Origin of the sequence: Streptomyces sp. NPDC091376 (assembly GCF_044757085.1) — a bacterium.
GTDB classification, from domain to species: domain Bacteria; phylum Actinomycetota; class Actinomycetes; order Streptomycetales; family Streptomycetaceae; genus Streptomyces; species Streptomyces pratisoli.
Genome location: NZ_JBIVUF010000002.1, coordinates 421,660 through 447,770 on the forward strand (window position 1 = coordinate 421,660; position 26,111 = coordinate 447,770).

Genomic DNA, 26,111 nt, shown 5'->3' on the forward strand with positions numbered 1-26,111 from the left:
CACAGCAGTTCTCCTCAGTACGCCAGCGAGCGGTCGACGGCGTCGAGCACCCGGTCAAGTCCCGGAAGGTACTCCTCCTCCAGCCGCGCCGGCGGGTACGGGGCGTGGAAGCCGCCGACCCTCAGCACCGGGGCCTCGAGGTGGTAGAAGCACCGCTCCGTGATGCGGGCGGCGATCTCCGCTCCGGAGCCGTAGAAGACGGGGGCCTCGTGGACGACGACGAGCCGGCGGGTCTTCTCCACCGACCGCTGGACGGCGTCGAAGTCGATCGGGGACATCGAGCGCAGGTCCAGGACCTCGACCGACTTGCCCTCCTCCTGGGCGGCCGCGGCGGCCTCCAGGCAGACCTTCACCATCGGCCCGTAGGCGGCGAGCGTGAGGTCCGTGCCGGTGCGGGCGACACGGGCGGCGTGCAGCGGGTCCGGGATGGACTCGATGTCGACCTCGCCCTTGTCCCAGTAGCGGCGCTTCGGCTCGAAGAAGATCACCGGGTCGTCGCTCTGGATGGCCTGCTGCAGCATCCAGTAGCCGTCGGACGCGTTCGACGGGGAGACCACCTTGAGGCCCGCGACGTGCGCGAAGAGGGCCTCGGGCGACTCGGAGTGGTGCTCGACCGCGCCGATGCCGCCGCCGTACGGGATACGGACGACGACGGGCAGCTTGATCTTGCCGAGCGCACGGGCGTGCATCTTGGCGAGCTGCGTGACGATCTGGTCGTACGCGGGGAAGACGAAACCGTCGAACTGGATCTCGACGACCGGGCGGTAGCCGCGCAGCGCGAGACCGATCGCGGTGCCGACGATGCCGGACTCGGCGAGCGGGGTGTCGATGACCCGCTCCTCGCCGAAGTCCTTCTGGAGCCCGTCGGTGATGCGGAAGACCCCGCCGAGCTTGCCGACGTCCTCACCCATGATGAGGACCTTGGGGTCGGTGTCGAGGGCCTTGCGCAGCGACTCGTTGAGCGCCTTGGCGAGCGACATCTTCTCTACGGCCATGGCTTACTTGCCCTCCTCGGAAGCGTCGGCGAACGACGCCTGGTACGCGGCGAACTGCGCGCGCTCCTCGTCGACGAGGGCGTGCCCGTCGGCGTAGACGTTGTCGAAGATCGCCATGTGGTCCGGGTCGGGCATGGCACGGACGGCCTCGCGGACGCGCTTCGCGAGCACGTCGCTCTCCTCGTCGAGCTCCGCGAAGAACGCCTCGTCGGCGAGGCCCTGGTTCTCCAGGTACGTGCGCAGACGCAGGATCGGGTCCTTGGCCTCCCAGGCCTGCCGCTCGTCGTCGTGCCGGTACTTGGTGGGGTCGTCGGAGGTGGTGTGGGCACCCATCCGGTACGTGAAGGCCTCGACCAGGGTCGGGCCCTCACCGCGGCGGGCGCGCTCCAGCGCGGAGCGGGTCACGGCGAGGCAGGCGAGCACGTCGTTGCCGTCGACCCGGACGCCGGGGAAGCCGAAGCCCTGGGCGCGCTGGTAGAGCGGCACCCGGGTCTGGCGCTCGGTGGGCTCGGAGATCGCCCACTGGTTGTTCTGGCAGAAGAAGACGACCGGGGCGTTGTAGACCGCGGAGAAGGTGAAGGACTCGGCGACGTCTCCCTGGCTGGAGGCACCGTCACCGAAGTACGCGATGACCGCGGAGTCGGCGCCGTCCTTGGCCACTCCCATCGCGTAGCCGGTCGCGTGCAGCGTCTGCGAACCGATCACGATGGTGTACAGGTGGAAGTTGTTGCTGTTGGGGTCCCAGCCGCCGTGGTTCACGCCGCGGAACATGCCCAGCAGGTTCGTCGGGTCGACCCCGCGGCACCAGGCGACGCCGTGCTCGCGGTAGGTCGGGAAGACGTAGTCGTCGTCGCGCAGCGCGCGGCCGGAGCCGATCTGGGCGGCCTCCTGGCCGAGCAGCGAGGCCCACAGGCCCAGCTCGCCCTGCCGCTGGAGAGCGGTGGCCTCGGCGTCGAAACGACGGGTGAGGACCATGTCCCGGTAGAGCCCGCGGATCTCTTCGGGGCTGAGGTCGATGTCGTAGTCCGGGTGCTCGACCCGCTCACCCTCCGGCGTCAGCAGCTGTACGAGCTGGGGCTCGGAACTGGCTGGCTTCTTCGCTGCGCTGACGCGCTTACTGCTGCGGCGCGGTTTGCGCGCGGCAGTGCTCTCCACGGTCACGTGCGTGCTCCTCCGTCTGTCCGGCCCCCGGGGTCCGCCGGGGTCCAGTGCGGCTCGCCTGTATCCGTACGGTGCACGGGGTGGGTGCGGCTCGGCCGGGAACAGGCGTGACAGGTGCCCCGGCGAGCGGCCTGCCAAAGGCACGTTACCCAGTGGGGAGCATTACTGCGAAACCCCATTTGACCTGCGATTTTGCTTGGATTTCCAAGTAAATCGAGAAATTCGGGAACAACCACTGGTCACAGCCTTGCAGGCTGCCGGAACACCGGCACGTTATCCCGGGCACCCCGGGCATTGGAAGAGTGAGTATGTGAGACTTACCCCGTGCGTGAAGATGGAAAAATCACGGTATTTCTGGTTGACGACCACGAGGTCGTCAGGCGCGGCGTGTACGAGCTGCTCTCCGTGGAGGACGACATCGAGGTCGTCGGCGAGGCCGGCACGGCCGCCGACGCGCTGGTCAGGATCCCCGCGGCCCGCCCCGACGTGGCGGTGCTGGACGTACGCCTCCCGGACGGCAGCGGGGTCGAGGTCTGCCGTGAGGTGCGGTCGAACAACGAGGACGTCAAATGTCTGATGCTCACCTCGTACGCGGATGACGAGGCACTCTTCGACGCGATCATGGCAGGCGCCTCGGGCTACGTCCTGAAGGCGATCCGGGGCTCCGAGCTGCTCTCGGCGGTACGGGACGTGGCGGCGGGCAAGTCCCTGCTCGACCCGGTCGCCACCGCGCGCGTCCTGGAGCGGCTGCGCGACGGGAACAACCCGAAGGGCGACGACAAGCTGGCGCGGCTGACCGAGCAGGAGCGCAAGATCCTCGACCTGATCGGCGAGGGCCTCACCAACCGCGTCATCGGCGAGCGGCTGCACCTGGCCGAGAAGACCATCAAGAACTACGTCTCCAGCCTGCTCTCCAAGCTGGGGATGGAGCGGCGCTCGCAGGCAGCCGCGTACGTGGCGAGGATGCAGGCCGAGCGGCACTGAGGGCCGCACAGAAGGGACGCAACGTCCCGCACAGGGGACCAATGGCCCGCGGCAAGGGGGCGAGCGGCTCTGTTCCGGCCGCGGTCGGGCGGCGGACAGTGGACGCATGTCGCCCGAGGATCCCCGCTCCCACGAGGAACGCCGCGCCGTCGAGCTGCTCACCCGGGTCCCGTACGGCCGACTGGCGACCAGCATGCGCGCGATCCTGACGGTGGCACCCGCACGCCATGTCGTCTCGGACGGCTGCGTCCTGCTGCGACTGCACGGCGGCCCCGGCTACCACCAGGCGTGCGCCGGGAGCGTGGTGGCGTACGGGGCGGACAACCTCAACTCCGGCGCGGCGGTCCCCTGGTCGGTCCAGTTCACCGGTACCGCGGAACTCATCCAGCCGACCGACGCCCAGATCGAGAGCTTCGGCCCCACTCCGCACCATGTGGACGGGGAGCCCTTCGAACCGGTCTATATGCGCATCAAGCCCCAGTTCGTCACGGTGCACACCCTCGACTATTTCGAGGAGCGACATCATCGACACGCTGGGTGATCTAACATCTGGCGAGTGCCGCGCTCATCTGTTATTGCCCCACCCCCGCTCGGTCCGCTGCTGCGCCGGTACGAGGACGCCGGGGAACCCCTCTCCTGCGAACCCGTCACCCAGGGCCTCCTGAACCGCGGCTACCGGCTCGCCACCACCCGCGGCGACTACTTCCTCAAGCACCATCTGGACGCGCCGACCGCCGACCGCGAGACCATCGTCCGCCAGCACCGCGCCACCCAGCGGCTCCAGTCCCTCGGCGTCCCCGTCGCCCCGCCCGTCGAGGACACGACCGGCGACACCGTCGCCGTCATCGGCGGCCGCTGCTACGCCCTGCACCCCTGGGTGGACGGCCGGCACCGCGACGGCGCCCAGCTGACCACCGCCGAGTCCCGCCGGCTCGGCGCGCTGCTCGGCCTGGTGCACACCGGCCTGGAGCAGGTCATGGGCAGGGAGGCGGAGCGCGGCGGGGCGGCCCGCACGTACGAGAGCGCCGACCCCGAGGAGACCTTCGCGCTCATCGACGAACTGCTGGACCTCGCCCGCGGCCGGCGCCCCCGGGACGGCTTCGACGCCCTCGCCGAGCACCGGCTGCTGGAGCGCCGGGCCCTGCTTGAACGCCATGCGCACCGCCGTCCGCCGCCCGCCGAGGCCGGCGGCTGGGTGCACGGCGACTTCCACCCGCTGAACGTGCTCTACCGCGGCGACGACCGGGGCGCGGAGCCGGCCGCGATCGTCGACTGGGACCGGCTGGGCGTGCAGCCCCGCGCCGAGGAGGCGGTACGGGCCGCGGCGATCTTCTTCGTACAGCCCGCCGGGAAGCTGGAGCTGGCGAAGGTGCGGGCCTACGCGCGCGCCTACCGCCGGGCGGCGGGGGCGGACTGCGCGGAGCTGGCGGCCGCGGTGCAGCGGGTGTGGTGGGAGCGGCTCAACGACTTCTGGATACTGCGCTGGCGCTACCAGCTGCACGACCGCAGGGCCGACCCGCAGTTTCCTGCGGTGTCGGCCCTGGCGGTGTGGTGGACGCGCGAGTACGAGGCGGTGTGCGAGGCGTTCGCGGGGTGAGCGGGGGCGGAATCCGTGCCTACGGGGTGGTGCCGCCGGCGTCCTGGCCGACGGTCGCGCCCGAGTCCTGACCGGTCGTCGTACCGGCGTCCTGACCGGTCGTCGTGCCCGCGTCCTGACCGGTCGTCGTGCCCGCGTCCTGACCGGTCGTCGTACCGGCGTCCTGACCGGTCGTCGTGCCCGCGTCCTGGCCCGTCGTCGTGCCCTCGTCGGTGTTGCCCTCCGTCGTACCCTCGCTCGTCCCCTCCGTCGTCGACGGCGGATCCGTCGGACCGTCCGTCGGGTCGTCCGACGGCGCCGACGGCGAGTTGTGCCCCGGGTCGTCCGACGGCGTCCAGGGATCCTGGTTCCCGCCCGACGACGAGTCCGGCTGCTCGCTCTGGTCGCTCTCCTCGCTCTGCGACGGCGTCGAGGGCGAATCGTCCGGCGCGGACGGGGTGTTGGAGATGCCGGGGTCGTCCTTCTCCTTCGTCCCGGCGTTGTTCGCCCGGTCCACGGCGAAGGCCACACCCGCGACGATCGCGATCACGGCGAGCGCGACGAACAGCCACACCTTGCCGCGGCCACCGCCGCCCTTGGCCCCGCCGTGCCCGACGGTGTACGCCCCGTCGTTCGGATTGGGCGGCGGCAGGATCGGGCCCTGCGAGGTCTCGCCGTGCTGCGGGTGCCCCATGACCGTCGTCGAGGTCATTCCGTGGCTCGGGGTGTGGCCGCCCTCGTGCATCTCGACCGGGCCGGTGTTCCACGTACCGGTGTGGCTGCCCGCCTGCTGGAGCATCTGCAGCCCGTACTGCACCAGCCCGCGCATCTCCTCGGCGCTCTGGAACCGGTCGTCCGGGTCCTTGGCGAGGGCGCGCATCGCCAGCCCGTTCAGCTCCGGAGGGGCCACGTCCGAGGCCTCGGACGGCGGCACCGGCATGTCCTGGACGTGCTGGTAGACGACCGACAACGGTGTCTCGCCGGTGAACGGCGGACGCAGCGCCAGCAGTTCGTACAGCAGGCAGCCGGTGGCATACAGGTCGGAGCGGTGGTCGACGGCCTTGCCGAGCGCCTGCTCGGGGGAGAGGTACTGCGGCGTGCCCATGACCATGCCGGTCTGCGTCATCGTCGACTGCGCGCCGTGCAGGGCGCGCGCGATGCCGAAGTCCATCACCTTCACGGCACCGCCGTTGGTGATGATGACGTTCGCGGGCTTGATGTCGCGGTGCACGATGCCGTGCTGGTGCGAGTACGCGAGCGCTTCCAGCACCCCGGAGACGATGATGAGCGCCTGCTCGGGCGGCGGGGCCTCGGCGCTGATGAGCAGATCGCGGATGGTGCGGCCCTCGACCAGCTCCATCACGATGTACGGCACGGACTGGCCGTTCACGACGTCCTCGCCGGAGTCGTACACGGCCACGATGGCGTGGTGGTTGAGGCCGGCGACCGACTGGGCCTCGCGCGTGAAGCGCGCCTTGGAGACCGGGTCCTCGGCGAGATCGGCACGGAGCAGCTTCACGGCCACGGTGCGCCCGAGCCGTACGTCCTCCGCCGCGAACACCTCGGCCATGCCGCCGCGGCCGAGGCGGTGGGTCAGCCGGTAGCGACCGTCACCGACGAGCCCGCCGACGCCAAAGGAGTCCGCAGCATCCGATACTCCGCCGCCACTTGCTTCGGGTTCGGGTGCCATCAGTCCTCGCCGTCGTGTCTTGCCGCGCCGCGCGCTGGGCACGGGCGGCGTCTCTCGGGTGGTTCGCCACGTCACGCTACAGGCTTCTTGTGACGGGCCGGTTCGAGATGGACCGGCCATCAAACCCGCCGCCGGTCAGCGGGCGCAAATTCCGTACGGTTCCTGTAACGCTTGCGGGACTGTTCTTGTGCGTACGGTCACGGAACGGGCACCCGGCTTGACGTGTCACTGCCCTCGGGCAGACTTGGGCCGTAATCGGGATCACCGCGGTCACCGCTCGACGGTGCGCGCCGCCTAGGGGGAAGCACAGTCATGAGCCAGGACGGCGCACACAGCGGCCGCTACGCGGGCGGTTCCGTAGCGGGCGGCCGGTACCAGCTTCGCGACCTGCTCGGCGAAGGCGGTATGGCGTCGGTGTATCTGGCGTACGACAGTGCGCTGGACCGCCAGGTCGCCATCAAGACCCTGCACACGGAGCTCGGTCGCGAGCAGTCGTTCCGTGAGCGCTTCCGGCGCGAGGCCCAGGCCGTCGCCAAGCTGTCCCACACCAACATCGTGTCGGTCTTCGACACCGGCGAGGACGCGGTGGCGTTCAGCGGCTCCGCCGCGGACGGCGGCGTCATGCCCTACATCGTCATGGAGTACGTGGAGGGCAAGCCGCTCGGCTCGGTGCTCCAGGAGGACATCCGGCAGTACGGCGCGATGCCGGCCGACAAGGCGCTGAAGGTGACCGCCGACGTGCTGGCGGCGCTGGAGACCAGCCATGAAATGGGTCTGGTCCACCGGGACATCAAGCCCGGCAACGTGATGATGACGAAGCGCGGCGTCGTCAAGGTCATGGACTTCGGCATCGCGCGCGCCATGCAGTCGGGCGTGACGTCGATGACGCAGACCGGCATGGTCGTCGGCACTCCGCAGTATCTGTCGCCCGAGCAGGCACTGGGGCGGGGCGTCGACGCCCGCTCCGACCTGTACTCGGTCGGCGTCATGCTCTTCCAGCTGCTGACGGGCCGGCTGCCGTTCGACGCGGACTCCCCGCTGGCCATCGCGTACGCACACGTCCAGGAGGAGCCGGTCGCTCCGTCCTCCTTCAACCGCTCGGTGAGCCCGGCGATGGACGCCCTGGTCGCGCGGGCGCTGAAGAAGAACCCGAACGAGCGCTTCCCGAGCGCGGCCGCCATGCGGGACGAGTGCCTGCGGGTCGCGAGCGCGGGCCAGACGCACGCACCGGTGATCGTTCAGGGTGCGCCGACGACGAACAGCGGTGCGGGTGTCGGTTCCGCGGTGTTCCCGCCGGTGGACCAGTCGGCCCCGGTCCCGCCGCCGCACAGTGTGCAGCAGCCGTACCAGCCGGGTCCGTACGGCCCGCCGACCTCGGCCCCCGGCCCCGTCCCGGGGCCGTCGACGCCCGCCCCGAGCTACGGCTACCCGCAGCAGAGCCCGGCCCCGGCCTATCAGACCGCGGCCCCGGCGCCCGCTCCGTACAACCTCTCGCCGCAGCACGGCTCCTCCGCGCCGGCGGGCGGCGGCAGGCGGAACATGCCGGTGATCGTCGGCTCGATCGCCGTGGCGCTGCTGGCGATCGGCGGACTGATCGTGGCCCTGTCGCAGAACGGCGGCGACGGGGGCGGTGGCGGCGACAAACCGTCCCCGAGCGACTCGGCGGTGGCGGGCCACAAGGAACCCGACCTGAGCAAGACCATCGACAAGGAAGAGTGCACCGCTCCGGACGAGGGCCGCGACCCGGAGAAGTTCGAGGTGCCCGACTTCACGTACAAGCACATCGCCTCGGTGAAGGACTGCATCCAGGCCGCGGGCTGGAAGGTCACGTCCGAGCGTCCGGTGAACGAGGCGGTCTACGGCGAGGGCGCGATCATCACGCAGTACCCGCCGGCGGGCACGGAGATCGCGGAGGACGACGCCGAGTTCACCCTTGAGGTCTCCACCGGCGACCCGGCCGACTCCCAGTAACCCTCCTCGGCCGAGCTCCTACCCTCCCTGGCCGACGCTCCTCCTCTTTCACCGCCTCGATCCCCATCGAGGCGGTTTAGTCCGGGATGCCGGAATTGCCCGGCCATGTGACGCTGAGTTGGATATCTCGGCGACCTGGCTCGGGAGGGGGTCACAGCGTGACTCCGATGCTTCGCACGCACTGTGCGATGACCATCGCGGCACTTGTGCTGGCCGTGCCGGTATCGGCGTACGCGTACGCGGACGCACCCCGGACGACCTACGCGGAGGATGCGCGGGCGGACGGCGAGGGATCGCGGGCGGACGGCGAGAGGTCGCGGGGCAACGCCGACGATTCGTGGGGCGACGGGTCGTGGGGCGACGGGCGCCACGGCGGGGGTTCCTGGTGGCGCGACGACGACGGCGTGCGGACGCAGGACTTCCGGCGACAGGGGCTCGGCGGGCCGACGTCCCCGCGCGTCGGCGGCGCCGCCGGACCCGGCCAGGGCGACGAGGCACAGGACGGAACCCGCCCGCAGGCGGACCCGCGGCGCGCCGAGAAGCCCGGCCCCGCACCGAGCGGGAAAGCCTCCGCCGCCCCCACGCCGTCGCTCGCCGGACGTCAGGCCGGCGAAGGCCGCGATCGCCCCGGCCGTACCGTCGCGCCGTCCCCCAGCACGACGACGTCGCCCGATCGGCGGCACGACGAGGGCCAGGATGACGCGGACGAGCCCGTCGACGAGTCGATGCGAGAGGAAGAGGAGGAGGAAGAGGAGGAGTCTCGGGAAGAGGCACAGGAGGAACGGGGCGATGAGGAGGCCGCACCCTCGTCGACTGCGCCACCGAGCCCGTCACCCGCCTCCCCCGCGGCGGTGGGCCAGGGGCGCCCGCATACCGCGGCCCCGCCGCTCGAACGCCAGGTCCCCGTGCTGACGCTGGGTGCCGGCTGCGCCCTGATGGGACTGGGGCTCGGGTACATGGGCCTGCGGCTGCGCCGCAGCTGAGAGCGTCGCCGACGAGGCCGCGAGAGCGCGTCGGGACCGCCCCCGCGGGCTACCGGCGGGCTCACTCATCGGCGAGACAGGCGAGACACCCCGTCAGACACCCATCGGTACATCCGCGGGACGCCTTGGCAGCCAACCGGCCCGGCGCCCCTCCCGGCGCCCGACGCCCGGCACCCCTCCCGGCGCTCGCCGCCCGGCGCCCGCCGCCCGCCGCCCGGTGCTCGCCGCCCGGCGGCCGCCGACATCTGCCGGAGCATCGCCGGCACGCGCCGGACACCGCCTGCCGTCCCCCTCAGGCCGGTCCGTCCTCCGTACGACCTACACACGAGGTCCCCCTCAGGATGGTTGGCCCTCGTCGGCATACCCGGTATACATACTGAGTATGTCGATCCGCCACGGGCTGCTCGCCCTTCTCGAACGCGGCCCTCGCTACGGCTCACAGCTCCGCACGGAGTTCGAGTCCCGCACGGGAGCCACCTGGCCGCTCAACGTCGGCCAGGTCTATACGACCCTGAGCCGACTGGAGCGCGACGGCATGGTCGTCCAGGACGGCGAGGACGAAGCCGGCCACACGCTCTACGTCATCACGGACACAGGGCGGGACGAGCTGAAGGCGTGGTTCGAACGGCCCGTCGACCGGACCAGCCCGGCCCGTGACGAGCTGGCGATCAAGCTCGCCATGGCGGTCGGCGCGACGGCGGTCGACATCCGCAACGTCATCCAGTCCCAGCGCCGTCACACCGTGAAGGCGATGCAGGACTACACCCGGCTCAAGGCACAGGCGCTGGAAACGGCGCCCGCCGACCGGGACGAGGTCGCCTGGCTGCTCGTGCTGGAACAGCTCATCTTCCAGAACGAGGCGGAAGCCCGCTGGCTCGACCACTGCGAGGCCCGGCTCATCCGGCTCTCCTCGGCAGCGGCCCCGCGTCCGGAGTCCGCACCCCCACCCGCCCCCGCTCCGGCGCCCGCACACAGCCACCCGCGGAGGCACGCCTGAGTCGGCGGCACCCGAGCCGGCTCCGCTTCCGCACACCTCACTTCTGACATCCGCTCACGTGCGCCCTCCGCGCACGTCCAAGGGGGGACCTCCCATGTCCAGCCACTCCCACCAGCCCCGGCAACCCGTCCTGCAACTGCGGAAACTGACCCGCGTGCACGGCAGCGGTGCCACCGAAGTGCACGCTCTGCGAGGCATCGATCTCGATGTGTTCCCCGGTGAACTCGTCGCCGTCATGGGCCCGTCCGGCTCGGGCAAGTCGACGCTTCTGACGATCGCCGGTGGTCTCGACACCCCGTCCTCGGGCCAGGTGATCGTCGAGAACACCGACATCACCACCGCCGACCGCAAGACGCTCGCCGCCCTGCGCCGCCGCAGCATCGGGTACGTCTTCCAGGACTACAACCTCATCCCGGCGCTCGCCGCCGCCGAGAACGTCGCCCTGCCCCGCGAGCTCGACGGCACCTCCGCCCGCAAGGCCCGCGCCGAGGCCGTGGCCGCCCTCACCGAGATGGACCTCGGTCATCTCGCCGACCGGTTCCCGGACGAGATGTCCGGCGGCCAGCAGCAGCGGGTGGCCATCGCCCGCGCCCTCGTCGGCGACCGCCGACTCGTGCTCGCCGACGAGCCGACCGGTGCCCTGGACTCAGAGACCGGTGAGGCCGTGCTCGCCCTGCTGCGGGCCCGCTGCGACGCGGGGGCGGCCGGCATCCTCGTCACCCACGAGCCGCGCTTCGCCGCCTGGGCGGACCGGGTCGTGTTCCTGCGCGACGGCGCGGTCGTCGACCAGACCGTACGCACCGACGCGGAGTCCCTGCTGACCGGGCAGGCGGCCGAGCGGTGAAGAACTGGTACCACTCCTGGCGCGCCGCGGTCCGCATCGCCCGCCGCGACGCCGTCCGCTCCAAGGGACGCAGCTTCCTCGTCCTGGCGATGATCGCCCTGCCGATCCTCGGGGTGAGCGCCGCCGATCTGACGCTGCGCAGTGCCGAGCTCTCCACAGAGCAGGCCCTGGAGCGCACCCTCGGAGCCGCCGACGCCCGGATGTCCGATGCCCAGAGCGGCGGCGTGCCGATCTATCAGAGCCCCGACGCCAACAACTACGCCCCGGTCGGGAACTTCGACGAAAAGCCATGGCCCGAGGGCGAGACGGATGTCCGGAAGGTCCTCCCTGCGGGCGCGAAGTCCCTGGAGGACTCGGCCGGTTCCGGCAAGCTGCGCACCGCACACGGGCTGCTGAACGCCGAGATCCGTGAGCTCAAGGCGTCGGACCCGTTGGCCGCCGGCATCATGACCCTGGTCAGCGGCCGCTTCCCCACGGGGACGGCCGAGGTGGCCGCGACGACCCATTTCCTGGAGTCCAGCGGGCTGAGTGTCGGCTCCAAGCTCGCGGCGCGCGGACTCGACCGGGAGTACACGATCACCGGCTCGTACGAGCTGCCCGACGCGCTCAAGAGCGACCAGATCAACGCCCTTCCCGGCGCGCTGCTCGACCCGCTCGACAAGGCACTGGCGGCGGACGACCTGCCGTCCACCGAGACGAGCACCACCTACCTGGTCAGCGTTCCCGGCGGTTTCACGTGGAACATGGTCAAGCAGATCAACACCAAGGGCGTGAAGGTGGCTTCGCGGGCGGTTCAGCTCGCCCCGCCGGCCGACGGTGACGTCCCGCTGTACCAGCAGGAGGACTGGGCCAAGAGCTACGGGGACAGCGGGGCTGCCGACGTCGCGGCTCTCGCCGCGGTCGGCACCGTGGTCGGCCTCGCGATGCTGGAGATCTGCCTGCTGGCAGGGCCCGCCTTCGCGGTCGGCGCCCGGCGCTCCCGTCGCCAGCTCGGGCTGGTCGGCGCCAACGGCGGCGACCGACGCCACATCCGCGCCATCGTCCTGGCCGGCGGGCTCGTGATCGGCTTCGCGGCCGCGGTGGTGGGCACGATCCTCGGTCTCGCCCTGACCTTCGCGCTGCGCCCGCTGCTCGAGGACTACATGGGTCAGCGCTTCGGCAGCTTCGACATCCGGCCACTGGAACTGCTCGGTATCGGGCTGCTCGCGGTGCTCACGGGTCTGCTGGCCGCGGTCGTCCCGGCCGTGACCGCTTCCCGGCAGTCCGTCCTCGCCTCACTCACCGGCCGCCGGGGCGTACGCCGCGGCAGCCGGGTACTGCCCGTGGTCGGCCTGATCGCCGTGCTGCTCGGTGCCGCGATCGCGCTGTACGGATCGCTGCTCTCCGACCAGTCCGTCCTCGTGGCGGGCGGAAGCGCGATCGCCGAGCTGGGCGTGGTCGCGATGACACCCGCGTTGGTCGGCCTCTTCGGCCGCACCGGCCGCTGGCTGCCGCTCTCGCCGCGACTCGCGCTGCGTGACGCCGTACGCAACCGGGGCCGCACGGCTCCTGCCGTGGCCGCCGTGCTCGCCGCGGTCGCCGGGACCGTCGCCGTGGCCACGTACGCCGCGAGCAGGGACGCCCAGTCCGAGGCCTCGTACGAGGCGCAGCTGCCGCACGGCGCGGTGTCGCTGATCGTCAACGAGGCCGGCGGACGGGACGTGCCTCAGGCCCGCGCGGCCGTGCAGAAGAACCTGCAGGTGGACGTACGGGCCGATGTGGACCGCGCCGTCGTCGGAAACGTCAACTGCGCGATGTACAGCGGTGACAAGGGCTGCGGCAGCTACGAGGTCGTCGTCCCCAAGGCGAACCAGTGCCCGCTGTGGAGCACGACCGGGAAGGAGGACCCGGCCGAGAAGTTCACCAAAGCCCAGCGCCGCGCATTCTCCAAGGACTGGCGCTGCAAGGAGTCCAACGCGATGAGCCACACGGACGGCGGGGTGCTCGTCGCTGACGAGAAGCTGCTGAACGTGCTCGGGATCGACGACCCGGCGGCCGCGAAGGCGCTGTCCGAAGGGAAGATCGTCTCCTTCGACAAGCGCAACCTCGACAAGAAGGGCTCGATCGGCATCCGGCTGATCACCGACACGGAAGCCGCCGACAAGGCGAGGGAACAGGGCAAGGAGGCTCCCGGCGCGGTCAAGACCTTCTCCGCCCACCAGGTCGCGGACGGCACCAACGCGTACGGAGTCGGCATGATCCTGCCGCCCGCCGCCGCCAAGGCCGCCGGCATCGCCACCGTTCCCCTCGGGGCCTACTACTCGACCGACCGGCTGCCGAGCAGTGAGCAGCGCCAGAAGCTGTCGGGCGAGCTCGACCGGACCGGCGCGAGTATCGATCTGCACATCGAGGAGGGCTACACCAGCGAGAACAGCATCGTGCTGCTGGCGCTGGCCGTCTTCGCCGGACTGATCACCATCGGCGCGGCCGGTATCGCCACCGGGCTCGCCCAGGCGGACGCGGAGGCGGACCTCAAGACGCTGGCGGCCGTCGGTGCCCCGCCCCGCGTGCGTCGCACACTGAGCGGATTCCAGTGCGGTGTGGTCGCGGCGATGGGTGTGGTCCTCGGCTCGGCGGCGGGCGTGCTGCCTGCCATCGGGCTGCGGCTGACCGAGGAGCGTGAGGAGAGGGCCTGGTACGAGCAGGCCCTGGACGAGGGCTTCGGCGGAAACATGACCCCGCCGGACGTCCCGATCGTCATTCCCTGGGAGACCCTGGGCGCCCTGCTGATCGCGGTGCCGCTCGGCGCGGCCGTGCTCGCCGCTCTGGTCACCCGGTCCCGTGGGGCTCTCTCCCGCCGCGAGGCGACCTGACCCTTCGTGGCGGGAGTTCCGTCCCAAGGGCCGCCCGACACGGTCCGGCGGCGGTCCGATACCGGCCGTGATGGACCTGTGCCCCCGTATCAGGGTGGATCACCCCGATACGGGGGCACACCGTGTGGTGAACCACATGTGCGAGAGAATGGACGGCATGGAGATGCCGAGGAATGAACGGTCGCAGGAGAGCCCCCATGTCCTCATCGTGGGACAGGACGGTATGGCGCTCGGCGGCGGTGAAGGTGACGTCGAGTCCCGCGAGGTCCCGGTGACGGAGATGGTCGAGCAGCCTGCGAAGGTCATGCGCATCGGCAGCATGATCAAGCAGCTTCTGGAGGAGGTGCGGGCGGCTCCTCTCGACGAGGCGAGCCGGGTCCGGCTCAAGGAGATCCACCGAGGTTCGGTGAAGGAACTCGAGGACGGCCTCGCACCGGAGCTCGTCGAGGAATTGGAGCGGCTGTCGCTCCCGTTCACCGATGACGCGGTGCCCTCCGAGGCGGAACTGCGCATCGCCCAGGCCCAGTTGGTCGGCTGGCTCGAGGGCCTGTTCCACGGCATCCAGACGGCCCTGTTCGCCCAGCAGATGGCGGCGCGCGCTCAGCTGGAGCAGATGCGCCGCGCTCTCCCGCCGGGCGCCCCCACGGATGACGACTCCGCCCACGGTGCGATCCGCTCGGGTCCGTACCTCTGATTCCTGACGTGCCACGGCCCCGTTCCCTCCGAGGGAACGGGGCCGTTGACATTGCTCAGTTCACGCGCGTGCCGGGCTCCGTGTCGTTCTCGGTTCCGCGCCGGGCTCAGTCGCCCACCGTGGGCGACACCAGGACCACCTTGCCCACATGCGTGCCCGACTCGAGGGCGCGGTGCCCCTCGGATGCCTCCCGCATCGGCACGGTGCTGTCCACCACGGCCCGTACCGTCCCCGCGGCGACCAGGGGCCACACATGTTCCCGCACCGCCGCCACGATCGACGCCTTCTCGTTCAGCGGCCGCGCGCGCAACGTCGTCGCCGTGATCGCGGCGCGCTTCGCGAGCAGCGCTCCCAGGTTCAGTTCGGCCTTCACTCCGCCCTGCAGCCCGATCACCGCGAGGCGGCCGTTCACGGCCAGTGCGCGCACGTTCCGGTCGAGGTACTTCGCCCCCATGATGTCGAGGATGACATCCGCCCCGGCACCGTCCGTCGCGCTCCGCAGCTCCTCCACGAAGTCCTGCTCGCGGTAGTCGATCAGGATGTCGGCTCCCAGCTCGGCACACCGTGCGAGCTTCTCCGGGCCGCCCGCGGTGACGGCGACCTTGGCTCCCACCGCCTTCGCCAGCTGGATCGCCATCGTGCCGATGCCGCTCGCCCCGCCGTGCACCAGCAGCGTCTCGCCGGGGCGCAGATGCGCCACCATGAAGACGTTGGACCAGACCGTGCAGGCCACTTCCGGCAGCGCCGCCGCAGTGACCAGGTCGAGGCCCTCCGGTACGGGCAGCAGCTGCCCCGCCGGCACGGCCACCTTCTCCGCGTATCCGCCGCCCGCCAGCAGCGCACACACCTCGTCGCCGACGCTCCACCCGGAGACCCCGGGGCCGAGCGCCACGATCCGGCCCGAGCACTCCAGCCCGGGATAGGGGGATGCTCCGGGCGGCGGCTCGTAGAAGCCCTGCCGTTGCAGCAGATCCGCGCGGTTGACGGCGCTCGCGGCAACTTCGACGAGGACCTCCCCGTCGCCGGCTTCGGCGTCCGGCACCTCCGCCCAGACCAGCGCCTCGGGACCACCTGGTTCGGGAATCGTGATCGCATGCATGGGCGCGAGGCTACTCCGGGCTGCCGCTACCGCTGGTCCACGCCGCCGGAGGACGGTGTGTGCGACGCCCGCACAATGGTGATCAACCGGTCCGTCAGCTGCAGCGGGCTGGCCTTGGGATCGTCGTACCCGAGCAGCCGGTGGCCGCGCAGCACGCTCACCACCAGGTCGTCCGTGTCCCGGACGTTCTTGCCGACCTCGCTCTTTATCACCGGACGCTCGACGATATCGAGACCGCTGCCCTGCTGGATCAGGTCCTCCATCACCGTGCCCGCGTAGGGACTGAGCACGGACAGGCCGAGCAGCCGGCCCGCCGCACTGGCGCTGGTGATCACCGCGTCGGCCCCGGACTGGCGCAGCAGTGGCGCGTTCTCCTCCTCCCGGACCGCGGCGACGATCTTCGCCCCCCGGTTGAGCTGCCGTGCGGTGAGGGCGACGAGGACAGCGGTGTCGTCGCGCTGTGTGGCGATGATGATCTGGCGCGCTCGTTGCAGCTCGGCACGGATCAGCACATCACTGCGGGTCGCATCGCCGATGACCCCCGCGAATCCGTCCGCGGTCGCCGCCTCGATGACCTTGGAACTCGGGTCGACGATGACGACCTGCTCCTTCTTCAGACCCGTCGCACACAGGGTCAGAAGCGCGGAACGTCCCTTCGTGCCGAAGCCGATGACGACGGTGTGGTCACGCAAGGTGGACCTCCAGCGGTTCAGCCGCCACTCGTCCCGGGTCCGCTCGGTGAGGACCTCGAGAGTGGTGCCGACCAGGATGATCAGGAAGAGCACACGCAGCGGCGTCACCAGCAGCACATTGACCAGCCGCGCGCTGTCGCTGTGCGGAACGATGTCGCCGTACCCCGTGGTGGAGAGGGTGACGGTGGCGTAGTAGAAGGAGTCGAGGAAGTCGACTTTCCCGTCCGCGTTGTCGTGATACCCGCCGCGGTCCAGCCACACGATGAAGACCGTGAGCAACAGCACCACCAGCGCCAACAGCAGCCGCTTGCCCACCTGCAGCAGCGGCCGCTCGACGACCCGTTTGGGCAACTTCACTCGCGAGACGGCCAACTGTTCGTCGGCCTCCCGGGCCATTGCGTCATGGCCGGGAAGTTTCACGTGAAACACCCTTCGGAGGTCGGCAGCCAGGGCAGATCGAGGACCTCCAGCACCTCGCCCGCATCCGCCCCGCCGGGCGGCACGACGGCGAGACCGTCCGCAGCGGCGACACCCCGCAGCATGGCCGGACCGTGGTAGTGCAGCGGTACGACGCTGTCGCCGCGGTGCACCACCGGCACCAGTCGAGTGTCATACGGGTGGCCGTGGACCTCATCCCGTAGGGACGCGCGATACGGGGCCGGGGTTGCCTGCCCCGACCTCTGACGCAACAACGGCTCCGCGAGCGTGAGCAGCCCGGAAACCGCGGCGAGCGGATTGCCGGGGAGCCCCACCAGATGCCGACCGGGCGCAAGCCTGGCCAGCAGCATCGGATGTCCCGGTCGCACGGCGACCCCGTCGACCAGCAGCTCGGCACCCGCCTTGCTCAGCATCGGATGGACATGGTCGACGGGACCCGCGGCCGTGCCGCCCGTGGTGACGACGAGATCGGCATCGGAGGCGGTGACGGCCCGCTGCAGCGCCTCGGCGTCGTCACCGACCCGCTGGGTGGCGATGACCTCGGCGCCCAGGGCCCGCAGCCAAGGGCCGATCATCGGCCCGAGAGCATCGCGGATCAGCCCGTCGTGGGGCAGCCCTTCGGTGAGCAACTCATCGCCCAGGACGAGCACTTCCACACGCGGCCGGACCACGGTGTGCAGCTCGTCGTATCCGGCGGCCGCGGCGAGACCGAGCACGGCGGGGGTCACCAGCGCTCCGGCGGGCAGGAGTTGGTCGCCGGAGCGGCATTCCTGGCCGCGCGGCCTGATGTCCTGTCCATGGCTCACCTGGCGTTGGGCATGGAGGTGACCGCTGCCGTCCGTGCGGGAGTGCTCACTGCGGATCACCGCGGTGGCACCCGGCGGGACACGGGCGCCGGTGGCGATGCGTACCGCCGTGCCGTCGGCGAGCGGCTCGGGCTCACCGTGCCCGGCGAGGATGCCGCTGTGGCCGGGCGCCACGGTCCAGGGGCCCGGGCCGGCGACGGCCCAGCCGTCCATGGCGGAGGTGTCGAAGGACGGCAGATCCGTGAACGCGGTCAGCGGGGTGGCGAGCACACGGCCGAGCGAGGCATCGAGCGGTTCGCGGTGGGTGCGGAGCGCGGTGGCACTGCCGGCGCGTGAGGCGACCGAGCGGGCCTTCTCCCAGGGCGTGGCACGGTGCCGGGCCGCGGACGGACGGTCCTGGCCGGGTGCGCGGGCGTCCTGGCCGTCGGCCGGCCGCGCCGGCTGCCGCCCCACCAGCGCGAGGGCGTCCTCGACGCCGTCGTCGGCGGAAGGCGAGGGGGCGGAAGGGGACGTGGCGGCCGAGGGGGTGGCGTCCGCGGCGCCGGGCCGCCCGTGGGGCACGGAACCCGTTCCTTGCTCCTCGGCGCCGCTCTGCCCGACCGTACCCGGAGCGCCGAGTTCGTGGTCCTGCGCCGTCATCAGCCGCCGGTCCCGTCGTTCCGGCCGGCGTCGGCTCCTGCTCCGTCGGCTTCCGCGGCCCACCGCTCGGCGAGCGCGGCGGCCTTACGTGCGGCCTCGGCAACGGCCTTCGCGCTGTCCCCACCCGCCCTGGCCGCCGCGTACCCGACCAGGAAGGTCGTGAGCGGCGCCGCGGGCCGGGCTACACCATGGGCGGCGTCCCGGGCCAGGTCGAGCAAGGCGCCGGTGTCGACATCCAGCTCGATGCCGAGTTCGTCCTTGACTGCGGTGATCCATTCATCCAGCACGCTCCCATGCTCCCTGATACGGGCCCGGGCCGTGGCGATGTCCTCCCAGGTGTCGCAGTCGTACGCGGTGAACGGATCGGCGGAGACCCGGTCGAGGTCGAGCTCCCCCGTCAGCAGCCGCAGCGGCAGCCCGGTGAGGCTGCCGTGCTCGGCGGCGATCAGGGCCAGCTCGCGGCGGAGCGGCTCGGCGCGGTAGGAGGCCACGAGCGGCTGATCGCGTCCGTCGGCGTCGATGAGCAGCGCGCCTTCCCGCCCGCCCGTCCTCAGAGTGTCCAGGAGCCGCCGCACGGTCGCGGCGTCGAGAAACGGAAGGTCGGCGGAGAGCACGAGCACCGTCCCGGCCTCGGCCATGCGCAGCCCGGCGTCGAGCGCGGCGAGCGGCCCACCGCCGGGCGGGCTCTCGCGCGCCCAGAGCACCGGGCGTGCGGTCGCCCGTCGCCCGCCGACCACGATGGTGCGGTCTGCTCCCCGGCTCGCTGTCAGCACCCGGTCGAGCAGCGCCCGGCCGCCGACGCTCACTCCCGGCTTGTCCACCCCGCCGAGCCGCTTGGCGGCGCCTCCGGCGAGCACGATCGCGTCGTATTCCGCATCGGCAGTCACCCCAGAAGTATGGTCCGTGACCGCCGATACGGAACCGGTGCGGCGGCCCTGCGGCCGCCGCACCGGCTACAGCGTGCGCAGCAGTACCGCGGGCTGCTCGACGCAGTCCGCCACATACCGGAGGAAGCCGCCTGCCGTGCCGCCGTCGCACACCCGGTGGTCGAAGGTCAGCGAGAGCTGTACGACCTGCCGGACCGCGAGTTCGCCCTGATGCACCCAGGGCTTGGGCACGATGCGGCCGACACCGAGCATGGCCGCCTCCGGGTGGTTGATGATCGGCGTGGACCCGTCGACGCCGAACACGCCGTAGTTGTTCAGCGTGAACGTGCCGCCGGTGAGGTCGGCCGGGGTCAGGCTGCCCTGCCTGGCCTTGTCGGTCAGCCGCGCGAACTCCTCGGTGAGCGACTCGGCCGTGCGGTCCTGGGCGGCCCGCACCACGGGGACGACCAGGCCGCGGTCGGCCTGGGCCGCGAAGCCGAGATGCACCTCGGGCAGCCGCACGATCTCCCTGGCGTCCAGGTCGACCGTGGAGTTGAGCTCGGGATAGCGGGCCAGCGCTGCCGTGCAGATGCGGGCGAGCAGCGCGAGGAGCGAGACCTTCGGCCCGCCCGCCGCGTTCATGGCCCTGCGCGCGGCCATGAGTTCGGTCGCGTCCGCGTCGACCCAGCACGTCGCGTCCGGGATCTCGCGGCGACTGCGCGACAGCTTCTCCGCGACCGCGCCGCGCACCCCGCGCAGCGGGACCCGCTCACCGGCGACCGCGGCATGCGCGGGCACGGATGCGGACGTGGATGCGGATGCGGATGCGGACAGGGATACGGCGGAGGTCGCCAATTGCCGTCCGGCCGTGGCCGTGAGGCCCCGTACCGCGTGCTCGACGTCCGCGCGCAGGATCAGCCCGTCGGGCCCCGACCCCTTCAGCTCGCGCAGGTCGACCCCGTGCTCCCTGGCCAGCCGCCGCACCAGCGGCGAAATGACCGCCACAGGTCCTTCGTGCGTGGGCGCGGGCCCCGCCGGGGCGGCGATGCCCGGAGCCGCGACGCCGCGCGGGGCGTCGGGTGCCGGGCTCTCCACGGCGCTGTCCCAGACGGGCTCATGGCCCGCGAAGGAGCCGCCCTCCGATGCCATGCCGGGCGCCGGCTCCGGACCGGCCGTGAGGCTCGGGCCGGGTGCGGAGCCCGCAGCCGCGTCCGCGGGCCTGCCGCCCGACAGCGCCGACGGCCGGATGCGGCGGCGGCGCGCCGCCGGTGCGCCCGTGCCGTACCCGACGAGCACATTGCCTGAGGACTCCTCCGCGGCGGCCGCAGAGCCCTCGGAGGCCCCGGGGCCCGGCTCCGCCGCACCCACGGCGACGGTGATCAGAGGCGCGCCGACGGGCAGCTCCGTGCCCTCCTCACCGAAGCGCGCGGTGACCACGCCCGCGTACGGGCAGGGCACCTCGACCATCGCCTTGGCCGTCTCGACCTCGACGACCGGCTGGTCGACGGCGACGACATCGCCCTCGGCGACCAGCCACCGTACGATCTCCGCCTCGGTCAGGCCCTCACCGAGGTCCGGCAGCCTGAATTCGAGCACCTGGGCCATCAGCTCTCCGCCTCCCACTGCAGCCGCGCCACAGCGTCCAGTACCCGGTCCACACCCGGCAGATGGTGTCGCTCCAGCATCGGCGGCGGATAGGGGATGTCGAAACCGGCCACTCTCAGGACCGGCGCTTCCAGATGGTGGAAGCAGCGCTCGGTGACCCGGGCCGCGATCTCCGCACCGGGTCCGCCGAAGCCCGTCGCCTCATGGACGACGACGGCACGGCCCGTGCGACGCACCGACGCGCACACGGTCTCGTCGTCGAAGGGCACCAGCGAGCGCAGATCGACCACTTCCAGGTCCCAGCCCTCGGCCTGTGCGGCCTCGGCCGCCTCCATGCAGACCGGCAGGGAGGGGCCGTAGGTGATCAGCGTGGCGCTGCGCCCCTGACGCCGTACCACCGCGCGCCCGATCGGCTCCACGGCGGCAGGAGCCTCCGGGGACCAGTCGGACTTCGACCAGTAGAGCCGCTTCGGCTCCAGGAAGACCACGGGATCGTCGGAGGCGATGGCCGACCGCAGCAGCCCGTAGGCGTCGTCGACCGTCGCCGGCGTGACGACATGGAGCCCCGGAGTCGCCATGTAGTACGCCTCGGACGAGTCGCTGTGGTGCTCGACGCCGCCGATCCCGCCGCCGTAGGGCACGCGCACGGTGATCGGCATCGGCATCGCGCCGCGCGTCCTGTTGCGCATGCGGGCGACATGGCTGATCAGCTGCTCGAACGCCGGATAGGCGAAGGCGTCGAACTGCATCTCGACGACGGGACGCAGCCCGTACATCGCCATGCCGACGGCCGTGCCGAGGATGCCCGCCTCGGCGAGCGGCGTGTCCGTACAACGCTCCTCGCCGAACTCCTTGGCGAGCCCGTCCGTGACCCGGAAGACGCCACCGAGGGTGCCGACGTCCTCACCCATGACATGGACGGACGGGTCCTCGGCCATGGCGTCGCGCATGGCGCGCTGGAGGGCCTGCGCCATCGTGGCGGGCTTGGCCTGCCGTGCGGTTGCCGTGCTCATCGTGCGTCACCCTCCGCGCCGTGGGCGCCTTCTCCGCTCTCGGCGTCCAGCTCGGCACGCAGTTGCGCGGCCTGCTCCCGCAGTTGGCCGGTCTGCTCGGCGTAGACATGCGCGAACAGGTCCATCGGATCGAGCACCGGGTCCGCGTTCATCCGCTCCCTCAGCTTCGCCGCCATCGCCTCCGCGGCGTCACCGGCGGCCTTCACGGTGTCCTCGTCGAGCAGCCCCCGCCCGGTCAGCTCCTGCTCGAGCAGCCGGATCGGGTCGTGCTCGCGCCAGGCCTCGACCTCGCTGTCGCCCCGGTAACGGGTCGCGTCATCGGCGTTGGTGTGCGCCTCGATGCGATACGTGACGGCCTCGACCAGGGTCGGGCCCCCGCCGCGCCGCGCCCGCCCGACCGCCTCGGTGAGCACCTCGTGGACCGCCGCCGCGTCATTGCCGTCGACGAGCCGGCCGGGCATTCCGTACCCGACCGCCTTGTGGGCGAGGGACGGCGCGGCGGTCTGCTTGGCGAGCGGGACGGAGATCGCGAAGCCGTTGTTCTGCACCAGGAAGACGACCGGTGCCTGCCATACGGCGGCGAAGTTGAGCGCCTCGTGGAAGTCGCCCTCACTGGTGCCGCCGTCGCCGACCATGGCGAGCGCCACGACATCGTCGCCCTTCAGCCGGGCGGCGTGCGCCAGGCCCACGGCGTGCGGGAGCTGGGTGGCGAGCGGGGTGCACAGCGGTGCGATGCGGTGCTCGCGCGGGTCGTAGCCGGTGTGCCAGTCGCCGCGCAGCAACGTCAGCGCCTGAACGGGGTCGAGGCCGCGGGCCACGGCCGCGAGGGTGTCCCGATAGCTGGGGAAGAGCCAGTCGCGCTCCTCGAGGGCGAGCGCGGCGGCGACCTCGCAGGCCTCCTGGCCGGTGCTCGACGGGTATACGGCGAGCCTGCCCTGCTTGGTGAGGGCGGTCGCCTGCGCGTTGTACCTGCGGCCGCGGACCAGCTCCGCGTACAGCCGCAGAAGCAGCTGGGGGTCGGCCCCGGCCGCGGCGTCGGTGCCGAGGACCCGGTACGGCTCCGGGTCGGGGAGCAGCGGCGCAGGGTCGGTGCGCGGCTTCCAGGCGGGCGGCGGGGTGGGCCGGTAGGCCGCACCCGGCCGCTCCTGGACCGTGATGCTGCTCTTCTTCAACGCGAGCACCTCCTCGTGGGAGCGGGCATAAGGACCCATGAAGGGCGCGGAGTGTGAGGCGCCTCACCTACCGATTGTTCGGTCGTGGGCGCATTTTGGCTACAGGCACCTTCAGCCTGTGGACAAACGGTTCTCCACAGCCTGGGATAGGAGCAGGTCGTCCACGGCAGAAAGGCGGGGGGACGTGACAGCTGAACAAATGGCCGATGACGAGGACCGCACGGTCTACGAGGCCGTGCCCGGCGCGGACCAGGGCCCGCCGCCGCGCACGCTGGACGCGATCGACCGGGACATCCTCCGCATCCTCCAGACGGACGGCCGCGCCTCGATACGCTCCGTGGCCGAGCGGGTCCATGTGTCCCGCGCCAATGCCTACGCCCGGATCAACCGGCTGATCGACGACGGCGTGATCCGCGGCTTCAGCGCGCGCGTGAACCACGAGCGCGCCGGACACGGCGCCTCGGCCTACATCACGCTCAAGATCGTGCAGAACTCGTGGCGAACGGTCCGCGAGCAGCTCCAGGCGCTCCCGGGAGCCGCCCACATCGCGCTGGTCAGCGGCGATTTCGATGTCCTGCTGCTGGTCCACACTCCGGACAACCGCACCCTGCGTGAGCTGGTGCTGACCAAGCTCCAGTCGATTCCCGAGGTGCTCTCCACCCGCACCCTGCTGGTCTTCGAGGAGACGGACCTCGATCCGTACCCGGCCCGCTGAGCGGGACCGGGTACGGCCGGAATGCGGGCGTCAGGCGGGCGGCATGTGCTTCGGAGACGCGGCGTGCCCCGGGTGGACGCGTCGTGCCCCGGGCAGACGCCGCGCGTGTTGCAGTGGAGCCTGTGTCAGGGGGTGGCCGTGCGCAAGCCGTCGAAGGCGAGCCTGACGACCGCGTCGGCCACCTGCTCGCGGTCGTAGCCGGTGCCGGCCTGCGGCCGGTACCACTCCACCAGGGAGTTGACCATGCCGAAGAGCAGGCGGGTCGCCAGCCGCATGTCCATGTCCGCGCGGAGGTCGCCCTCGGCGGCGGCCGCCTTGAGCAGATCGGCGACGCGGTGGTCGAACTCGCGGCGCCGCTCCAGGGCCCAGCGCTCCGTCCTGGTGTTGCCCCGGACACGCAGGAGCAGCGTGACGTAGGGCAGCTCCGCCATCAGCACCTCGACGGTGCGGCGGGTCACGTACTCGACCCGCTCCAGCGCCCGTCCGCGCGTCGCGCCCGCCTCGTCGAGGATCCCGAACAGGCCGTCGAGCGCGCGGCTGACCGCACGGCGCAGCAGCTCCTCCTTGCCCGCGACGTGGTGGTATATCGACGACTTGGAGATCCCGGCGGCCCTGGAGAGGTGCTCCATGGACGTGCCGTCGTAGCCGCGCTCGTTGAAGACGCGAACCGCGACGGACAGCAGCGTCTCGGGCGTGTACGTGTCCCTCTTGGCCGTGGTCATCGGCTGCCCCCGTTCTCCTCGACCGCGCGGCGGACCGTCCCCAGGGACGGCGCGTACCTGCCCGTGGGGTAGCGCTGGTGCAGCTCCCCCAGGAGGTCGCAGATCCGCCGGAAACCCACCCTGGAGGCCCATTCCAGGGGGCCTGCCGGGTAGTTCACACCGAGCCTCATCGCGGTGTCGACGTCCTCCGCCGATGCGACGCCCCGGTCGACCGCGTCCGCGGCGATGTCCGCCAGCATCGCGACCGTACGGGCGACGATCATGCCCGGCACGTCCTCGATCACGGACACCCGCTTGCCGGTCGCCTGGAAGAGGCCGATCGCCTCCTGGAGGCTCTCCGGCGAGGTCGCCGCCGCGGTGGACACGGCGATACGGGTGGCCGCGGCGTAGTCGAGCGCCAGATCGAAGTAGATGATCTCTTGTTCGTAGAACTCGAAGGACGTCTCACCGTCCGCGAGGCACAGCCGCCCGCCACCGGGCAGCCGGATGTACCCGCCGCCGCCCCTGCGCCGGACCTTGACCCCGGCTTCCTCGAAGAGAGCGACGAGCGGCTCGGCGGGCCCCAGGTCACCTCGGACGGTGATCGCCTCGGGAGCCTTCGCGGGAGCGGCGGTGTGCGGCTCGGGCCGCTCGGTGCCTTCCGCGTACGGGAACCAGCCCTGACCGGACTTGCGGCCGAGGCGTCCCGACTGGACCAGGCGGCGCTGGGCGAGCGACGGGGTGAACTTCGGGTCCTGGAAGAAGGACTCCCACACCGAGCGGGTCACGGCCTCGTTGACATCCTGGCCGATCAGATCGGTGAGCTCGAACGGGCCCATCCTGAATCCGCCGGACTCGCGCAGAACCGCGTCGATGGTGGCCGGGTCGGCACCGCGCTCCTCGTGGACCCGCAGCGCTTCCGCGTAGAAGGGCCGGGCGATGCGGTTGACGATGAACCCGGGGGTGTCGGCGCAGCGGACGGGGGTCTTCCCCCAGGCCTTGGCGGTCTCGTAGGCGCGGGTGGCCGCGTCCTCGTCCGTGGCGAAGCCGCTGACGACCTCGACGAGCGGAAGCAGTGGCGCCGGGTTGAAGAAGTGCAGTCCCACGAAGCGGCCGGGCAGGCGCAAGGCGCCCGCGATCGCGGTGACGGACAGCGAGGAGGTGTTGGTCGCCAGCAGGCAGTCGTCCGCGACGATCTCCTCGAGCGCGCCGAAGAGCTCCTGCTTGACCGAGAGTCGTTCGACGACGGCCTCGACGACGAGCGCGCTGTCGGCGAGCTCGGCGAGGTCGGTCGCGCGCTCCAGCCGGAGTGCCGCCGCGCCGCGCGTGCTCTCGTCCAGCCGGCCCTTCTCGACCAGCCGTTCCAGGCGGGTGAGGATCGTGGCCGCCCCGGCCTCCGCCGCGCCTGCGGCGACGTCGTAGAGGCATACGCGGTGGCCGGCGAGCAGCGCGACCTGCGCGATGCCCTGCCCCATGGTCCCGGCGCCGATGACGGCGACGGTACGGCTGGGCGCGAGGGCCTCGGTGCCGCTCGGGCCACTGGCGGCATCGGTGACGGTCATGGCTGTGATCCTCCCCTACGGGTTATCCACAGGTTCCGCGGACCCCCCTTGTCCCG

General features: G+C 71.6%; 22 protein-coding genes. 10 read left to right on the forward strand and 12 right to left on the reverse strand.

Features of this window, described 5'->3' with window-relative positions:
* Positions 1 to 14: 14 nt before the first annotated feature.
* Positions 15 to 995 (reverse strand): alpha-ketoacid dehydrogenase subunit beta, encoded by a 981-nt coding sequence (locus ACIQMR_RS06240; RefSeq protein WP_266380511.1) that lies wholly within the window; start codon positions 993 to 995, stop codon positions 15 to 17.
* Between the two features lie 3 nt (positions 996 to 998).
* Entirely contained in the window at positions 999 to 2,156 is a 1,158-nt protein-coding gene (gene pdhA / locus ACIQMR_RS06245) for a pyruvate dehydrogenase (acetyl-transferring) E1 component subunit alpha (protein ID WP_401383496.1), read from the reverse strand.
* A 324-nt stretch (positions 2,157 to 2,480) separates the two neighbouring features.
* Between pdhA (ACIQMR_RS06245) and ACIQMR_RS06250 the strand changes: the two genes are divergently transcribed.
* The 3 genes from ACIQMR_RS06250 (at position 2,481) to ACIQMR_RS06260 (ending at position 4,737) form a co-directional block, all read left to right on the forward strand.
* Positions 2,481 to 3,140, forward strand: a complete 660-nt coding sequence (locus tag ACIQMR_RS06250; protein ID WP_401383499.1) for a response regulator — start codon at positions 2,481 to 2,483, stop codon at positions 3,138 to 3,140.
* A gap of 106 nt (positions 3,141 to 3,246) precedes the next feature.
* The gene (locus tag ACIQMR_RS06255) at positions 3,247 to 3,681 is read left to right on the forward strand and encodes a pyridoxamine 5'-phosphate oxidase family protein (protein WP_401383502.1); all 435 of its coding nucleotides are present in this window, start codon (positions 3,247 to 3,249) and stop codon (positions 3,679 to 3,681) included.
* A 15-nt stretch (positions 3,682 to 3,696) separates the two neighbouring features.
* Positions 3,697 to 4,737, forward strand: coding sequence for a phosphotransferase (locus ACIQMR_RS06260; RefSeq protein WP_401383505.1), 1,041 nt, complete (start codon positions 3,697 to 3,699; stop codon positions 4,735 to 4,737).
* Between the two features lie 19 nt (positions 4,738 to 4,756).
* Here ACIQMR_RS06260 and ACIQMR_RS06265 read toward each other — a convergent pair whose 3' ends face one another.
* Entirely contained in the window at positions 4,757 to 6,406 is a 1,650-nt protein-coding gene (locus ACIQMR_RS06265; RefSeq protein ID WP_401383508.1) for a protein kinase, read from the reverse strand.
* A 312-nt stretch (positions 6,407 to 6,718) separates the two neighbouring features.
* Between ACIQMR_RS06265 and ACIQMR_RS06270 the strand changes: the two genes are divergently transcribed.
* From ACIQMR_RS06270 to ACIQMR_RS06295, 6 genes are all read left to right on the forward strand, one after another.
* Entirely contained in the window at positions 6,719 to 8,377 is a 1,659-nt protein-coding gene (locus tag ACIQMR_RS06270; protein ID WP_401383511.1) for a protein kinase, read from the forward strand.
* Positions 8,378 to 8,544: 167 nt separating this feature from the next.
* Positions 8,545 to 9,360 (forward strand): hypothetical protein, encoded by an 816-nt coding sequence (locus tag ACIQMR_RS06275; protein ID WP_401383514.1) that lies wholly within the window; start codon positions 8,545 to 8,547, stop codon positions 9,358 to 9,360.
* Positions 9,361 to 9,742: 382 nt separating this feature from the next.
* On the forward strand, positions 9,743 to 10,357 hold the full coding sequence (locus tag ACIQMR_RS06280; RefSeq protein ID WP_401383517.1) for a PadR family transcriptional regulator: 615 nt from the start codon (positions 9,743 to 9,745) through the stop codon (positions 10,355 to 10,357).
* Positions 10,358 to 10,451: 94 nt separating this feature from the next.
* Positions 10,452 to 11,201 carry an ABC transporter ATP-binding protein gene (locus tag ACIQMR_RS06285; RefSeq protein ID WP_401383520.1) on the forward strand — a complete coding sequence of 250 codons (750 nt, stop codon included), beginning with the start codon at positions 10,452 to 10,454 and terminating at the stop codon, positions 11,199 to 11,201.
* Entirely contained in the window at positions 11,198 to 14,053 is a 2,856-nt protein-coding gene (locus ACIQMR_RS06290) for an FtsX-like permease family protein (protein WP_401383523.1), read from the forward strand. The genes ACIQMR_RS06285 and ACIQMR_RS06290 overlap by 4 nt, the downstream gene beginning before the upstream one ends.
* Positions 14,054 to 14,210: 157 nt before the next feature.
* On the forward strand, positions 14,211 to 14,747 hold the full coding sequence (locus ACIQMR_RS06295; protein WP_401383526.1) for a bacterial proteasome activator family protein: 537 nt from the start codon (positions 14,211 to 14,213) through the stop codon (positions 14,745 to 14,747).
* A 106-nt stretch (positions 14,748 to 14,853) separates the two neighbouring features.
* Here ACIQMR_RS06295 and ACIQMR_RS06300 read toward each other — a convergent pair whose 3' ends face one another.
* From ACIQMR_RS06300 to pdhA (ACIQMR_RS06330), 7 genes are all read right to left on the reverse strand, one after another.
* Positions 14,854 to 15,846 (reverse strand): NAD(P)H-quinone oxidoreductase, encoded by a 993-nt coding sequence (locus ACIQMR_RS06300; protein ID WP_401383529.1) that lies wholly within the window; start codon positions 15,844 to 15,846, stop codon positions 14,854 to 14,856.
* A 26-nt stretch (positions 15,847 to 15,872) separates the two neighbouring features.
* Positions 15,873 to 16,958: a potassium channel family protein gene (locus ACIQMR_RS06305; RefSeq protein ID WP_401383532.1), complete on the reverse strand. Its 1,086-nt coding sequence runs from the start codon at positions 16,956 to 16,958 to the stop codon at positions 15,873 to 15,875.
* The gene (locus ACIQMR_RS06310; RefSeq protein ID WP_401383534.1) at positions 16,955 to 18,421 is read right to left on the reverse strand and encodes a molybdopterin molybdotransferase MoeA; all 1,467 of its coding nucleotides are present in this window, start codon (positions 18,419 to 18,421) and stop codon (positions 16,955 to 16,957) included. The genes ACIQMR_RS06305 and ACIQMR_RS06310 overlap by 4 nt, the downstream gene beginning before the upstream one ends.
* Entirely contained in the window at positions 18,421 to 19,308 is an 888-nt protein-coding gene (locus tag ACIQMR_RS06315; RefSeq protein WP_401383537.1) for an NTP transferase domain-containing protein, read from the reverse strand. Before ACIQMR_RS06315 ends, ACIQMR_RS06310 begins: the two co-directional genes overlap by 1 nt.
* A 66-nt stretch (positions 19,309 to 19,374) precedes the next feature.
* On the reverse strand, positions 19,375 to 20,892 hold the full coding sequence (locus ACIQMR_RS06320; protein WP_401383540.1) for a dihydrolipoamide acetyltransferase family protein: 1,518 nt from the start codon (positions 20,890 to 20,892) through the stop codon (positions 19,375 to 19,377).
* On the reverse strand, positions 20,892 to 21,905 hold the full coding sequence (locus tag ACIQMR_RS06325; protein WP_401383543.1) for an alpha-ketoacid dehydrogenase subunit beta: 1,014 nt from the start codon (positions 21,903 to 21,905) through the stop codon (positions 20,892 to 20,894). The genes ACIQMR_RS06320 and ACIQMR_RS06325 overlap by 1 nt, the downstream gene beginning before the upstream one ends.
* A complete protein-coding gene (gene pdhA, locus ACIQMR_RS06330) occupies positions 21,902 to 23,062 on the reverse strand; it encodes a pyruvate dehydrogenase (acetyl-transferring) E1 component subunit alpha (RefSeq protein WP_401384097.1) in 1,161 nt (386 codons plus the stop codon). Before pdhA (ACIQMR_RS06330) ends, ACIQMR_RS06325 begins: the two co-directional genes overlap by 4 nt.
* Positions 23,063 to 23,276: 214 nt before the next feature.
* Here pdhA (ACIQMR_RS06330) and ACIQMR_RS06335 point away from each other — a divergent pair, with 214 nt between their 5' ends.
* Positions 23,277 to 23,792: an Lrp/AsnC family transcriptional regulator gene (locus tag ACIQMR_RS06335; protein WP_266384238.1), complete on the forward strand. Its 516-nt coding sequence runs from the start codon at positions 23,277 to 23,279 to the stop codon at positions 23,790 to 23,792.
* Between the two features lie 125 nt (positions 23,793 to 23,917).
* Here ACIQMR_RS06335 and ACIQMR_RS06340 read toward each other — a convergent pair whose 3' ends face one another.
* Positions 23,918 to 24,514 (reverse strand): TetR/AcrR family transcriptional regulator, encoded by a 597-nt coding sequence (locus ACIQMR_RS06340; RefSeq protein ID WP_266380460.1) that lies wholly within the window; start codon positions 24,512 to 24,514, stop codon positions 23,918 to 23,920.
* Positions 24,511 to 26,055: a 3-hydroxyacyl-CoA dehydrogenase gene (locus tag ACIQMR_RS06345; RefSeq protein WP_401383546.1), complete on the reverse strand. Its 1,545-nt coding sequence runs from the start codon at positions 26,053 to 26,055 to the stop codon at positions 24,511 to 24,513. The genes ACIQMR_RS06340 and ACIQMR_RS06345 overlap by 4 nt, the downstream gene beginning before the upstream one ends.
* Between the last annotated feature and the right edge of the window lie 56 nt (positions 26,056 to 26,111).

Excerpts from the sequence above, each read along its gene's own strand:
- ACIQMR_RS06240 (WP_266380511.1), bottom strand. The coding sequence starts at position 995 with ATGGCCGTAGAGAAGATGTCGCTCGCCAAGGCGCTCAACGAGTCGCTG.
- ACIQMR_RS06255 (WP_401383502.1), top strand. The coding sequence starts at position 3,247 with ATGTCGCCCGAGGATCCCCGCTCCCACGAGGAACGCCGCGCCGTCGAG.
- ACIQMR_RS06265 (WP_401383508.1), bottom strand. The coding sequence starts at position 6,406 with ATGGCACCCGAACCCGAAGCAAGTGGCGGCGGAGTATCGGATGCTGCG.
- ACIQMR_RS06270 (WP_401383511.1), top strand. The coding sequence starts at position 6,719 with ATGAGCCAGGACGGCGCACACAGCGGCCGCTACGCGGGCGGTTCCGTA.
- ACIQMR_RS06275 (WP_401383514.1), top strand. The coding sequence starts at position 8,545 with ATGCTTCGCACGCACTGTGCGATGACCATCGCGGCACTTGTGCTGGCC.
- ACIQMR_RS06280 (WP_401383517.1), top strand. The coding sequence starts at position 9,743 with ATGTCGATCCGCCACGGGCTGCTCGCCCTTCTCGAACGCGGCCCTCGC.
- ACIQMR_RS06285 (WP_401383520.1), top strand. The coding sequence starts at position 10,452 with ATGTCCAGCCACTCCCACCAGCCCCGGCAACCCGTCCTGCAACTGCGG.
- ACIQMR_RS06295 (WP_401383526.1), top strand. The coding sequence starts at position 14,211 with ATGGAGATGCCGAGGAATGAACGGTCGCAGGAGAGCCCCCATGTCCTC.
- ACIQMR_RS06300 (WP_401383529.1), bottom strand. The coding sequence starts at position 15,846 with ATGCATGCGATCACGATTCCCGAACCAGGTGGTCCCGAGGCGCTGGTC.
- ACIQMR_RS06310 (WP_401383534.1), bottom strand. The coding sequence starts at position 18,421 with ATGACGGCGCAGGACCACGAACTCGGCGCTCCGGGTACGGTCGGGCAG.
- ACIQMR_RS06320 (WP_401383540.1), bottom strand. The coding sequence starts at position 20,892 with ATGGCCCAGGTGCTCGAATTCAGGCTGCCGGACCTCGGTGAGGGCCTG.
- ACIQMR_RS06325 (WP_401383543.1), bottom strand. The coding sequence starts at position 21,905 with ATGAGCACGGCAACCGCACGGCAGGCCAAGCCCGCCACGATGGCGCAG.
- ACIQMR_RS06335 (WP_266384238.1), top strand. The coding sequence starts at position 23,277 with ATGGCCGATGACGAGGACCGCACGGTCTACGAGGCCGTGCCCGGCGCG.
- ACIQMR_RS06340 (WP_266380460.1), bottom strand. The coding sequence starts at position 24,514 with ATGACCACGGCCAAGAGGGACACGTACACGCCCGAGACGCTGCTGTCC.
- ACIQMR_RS06345 (WP_401383546.1), bottom strand. The coding sequence starts at position 26,055 with ATGACCGTCACCGATGCCGCCAGTGGCCCGAGCGGCACCGAGGCCCTC.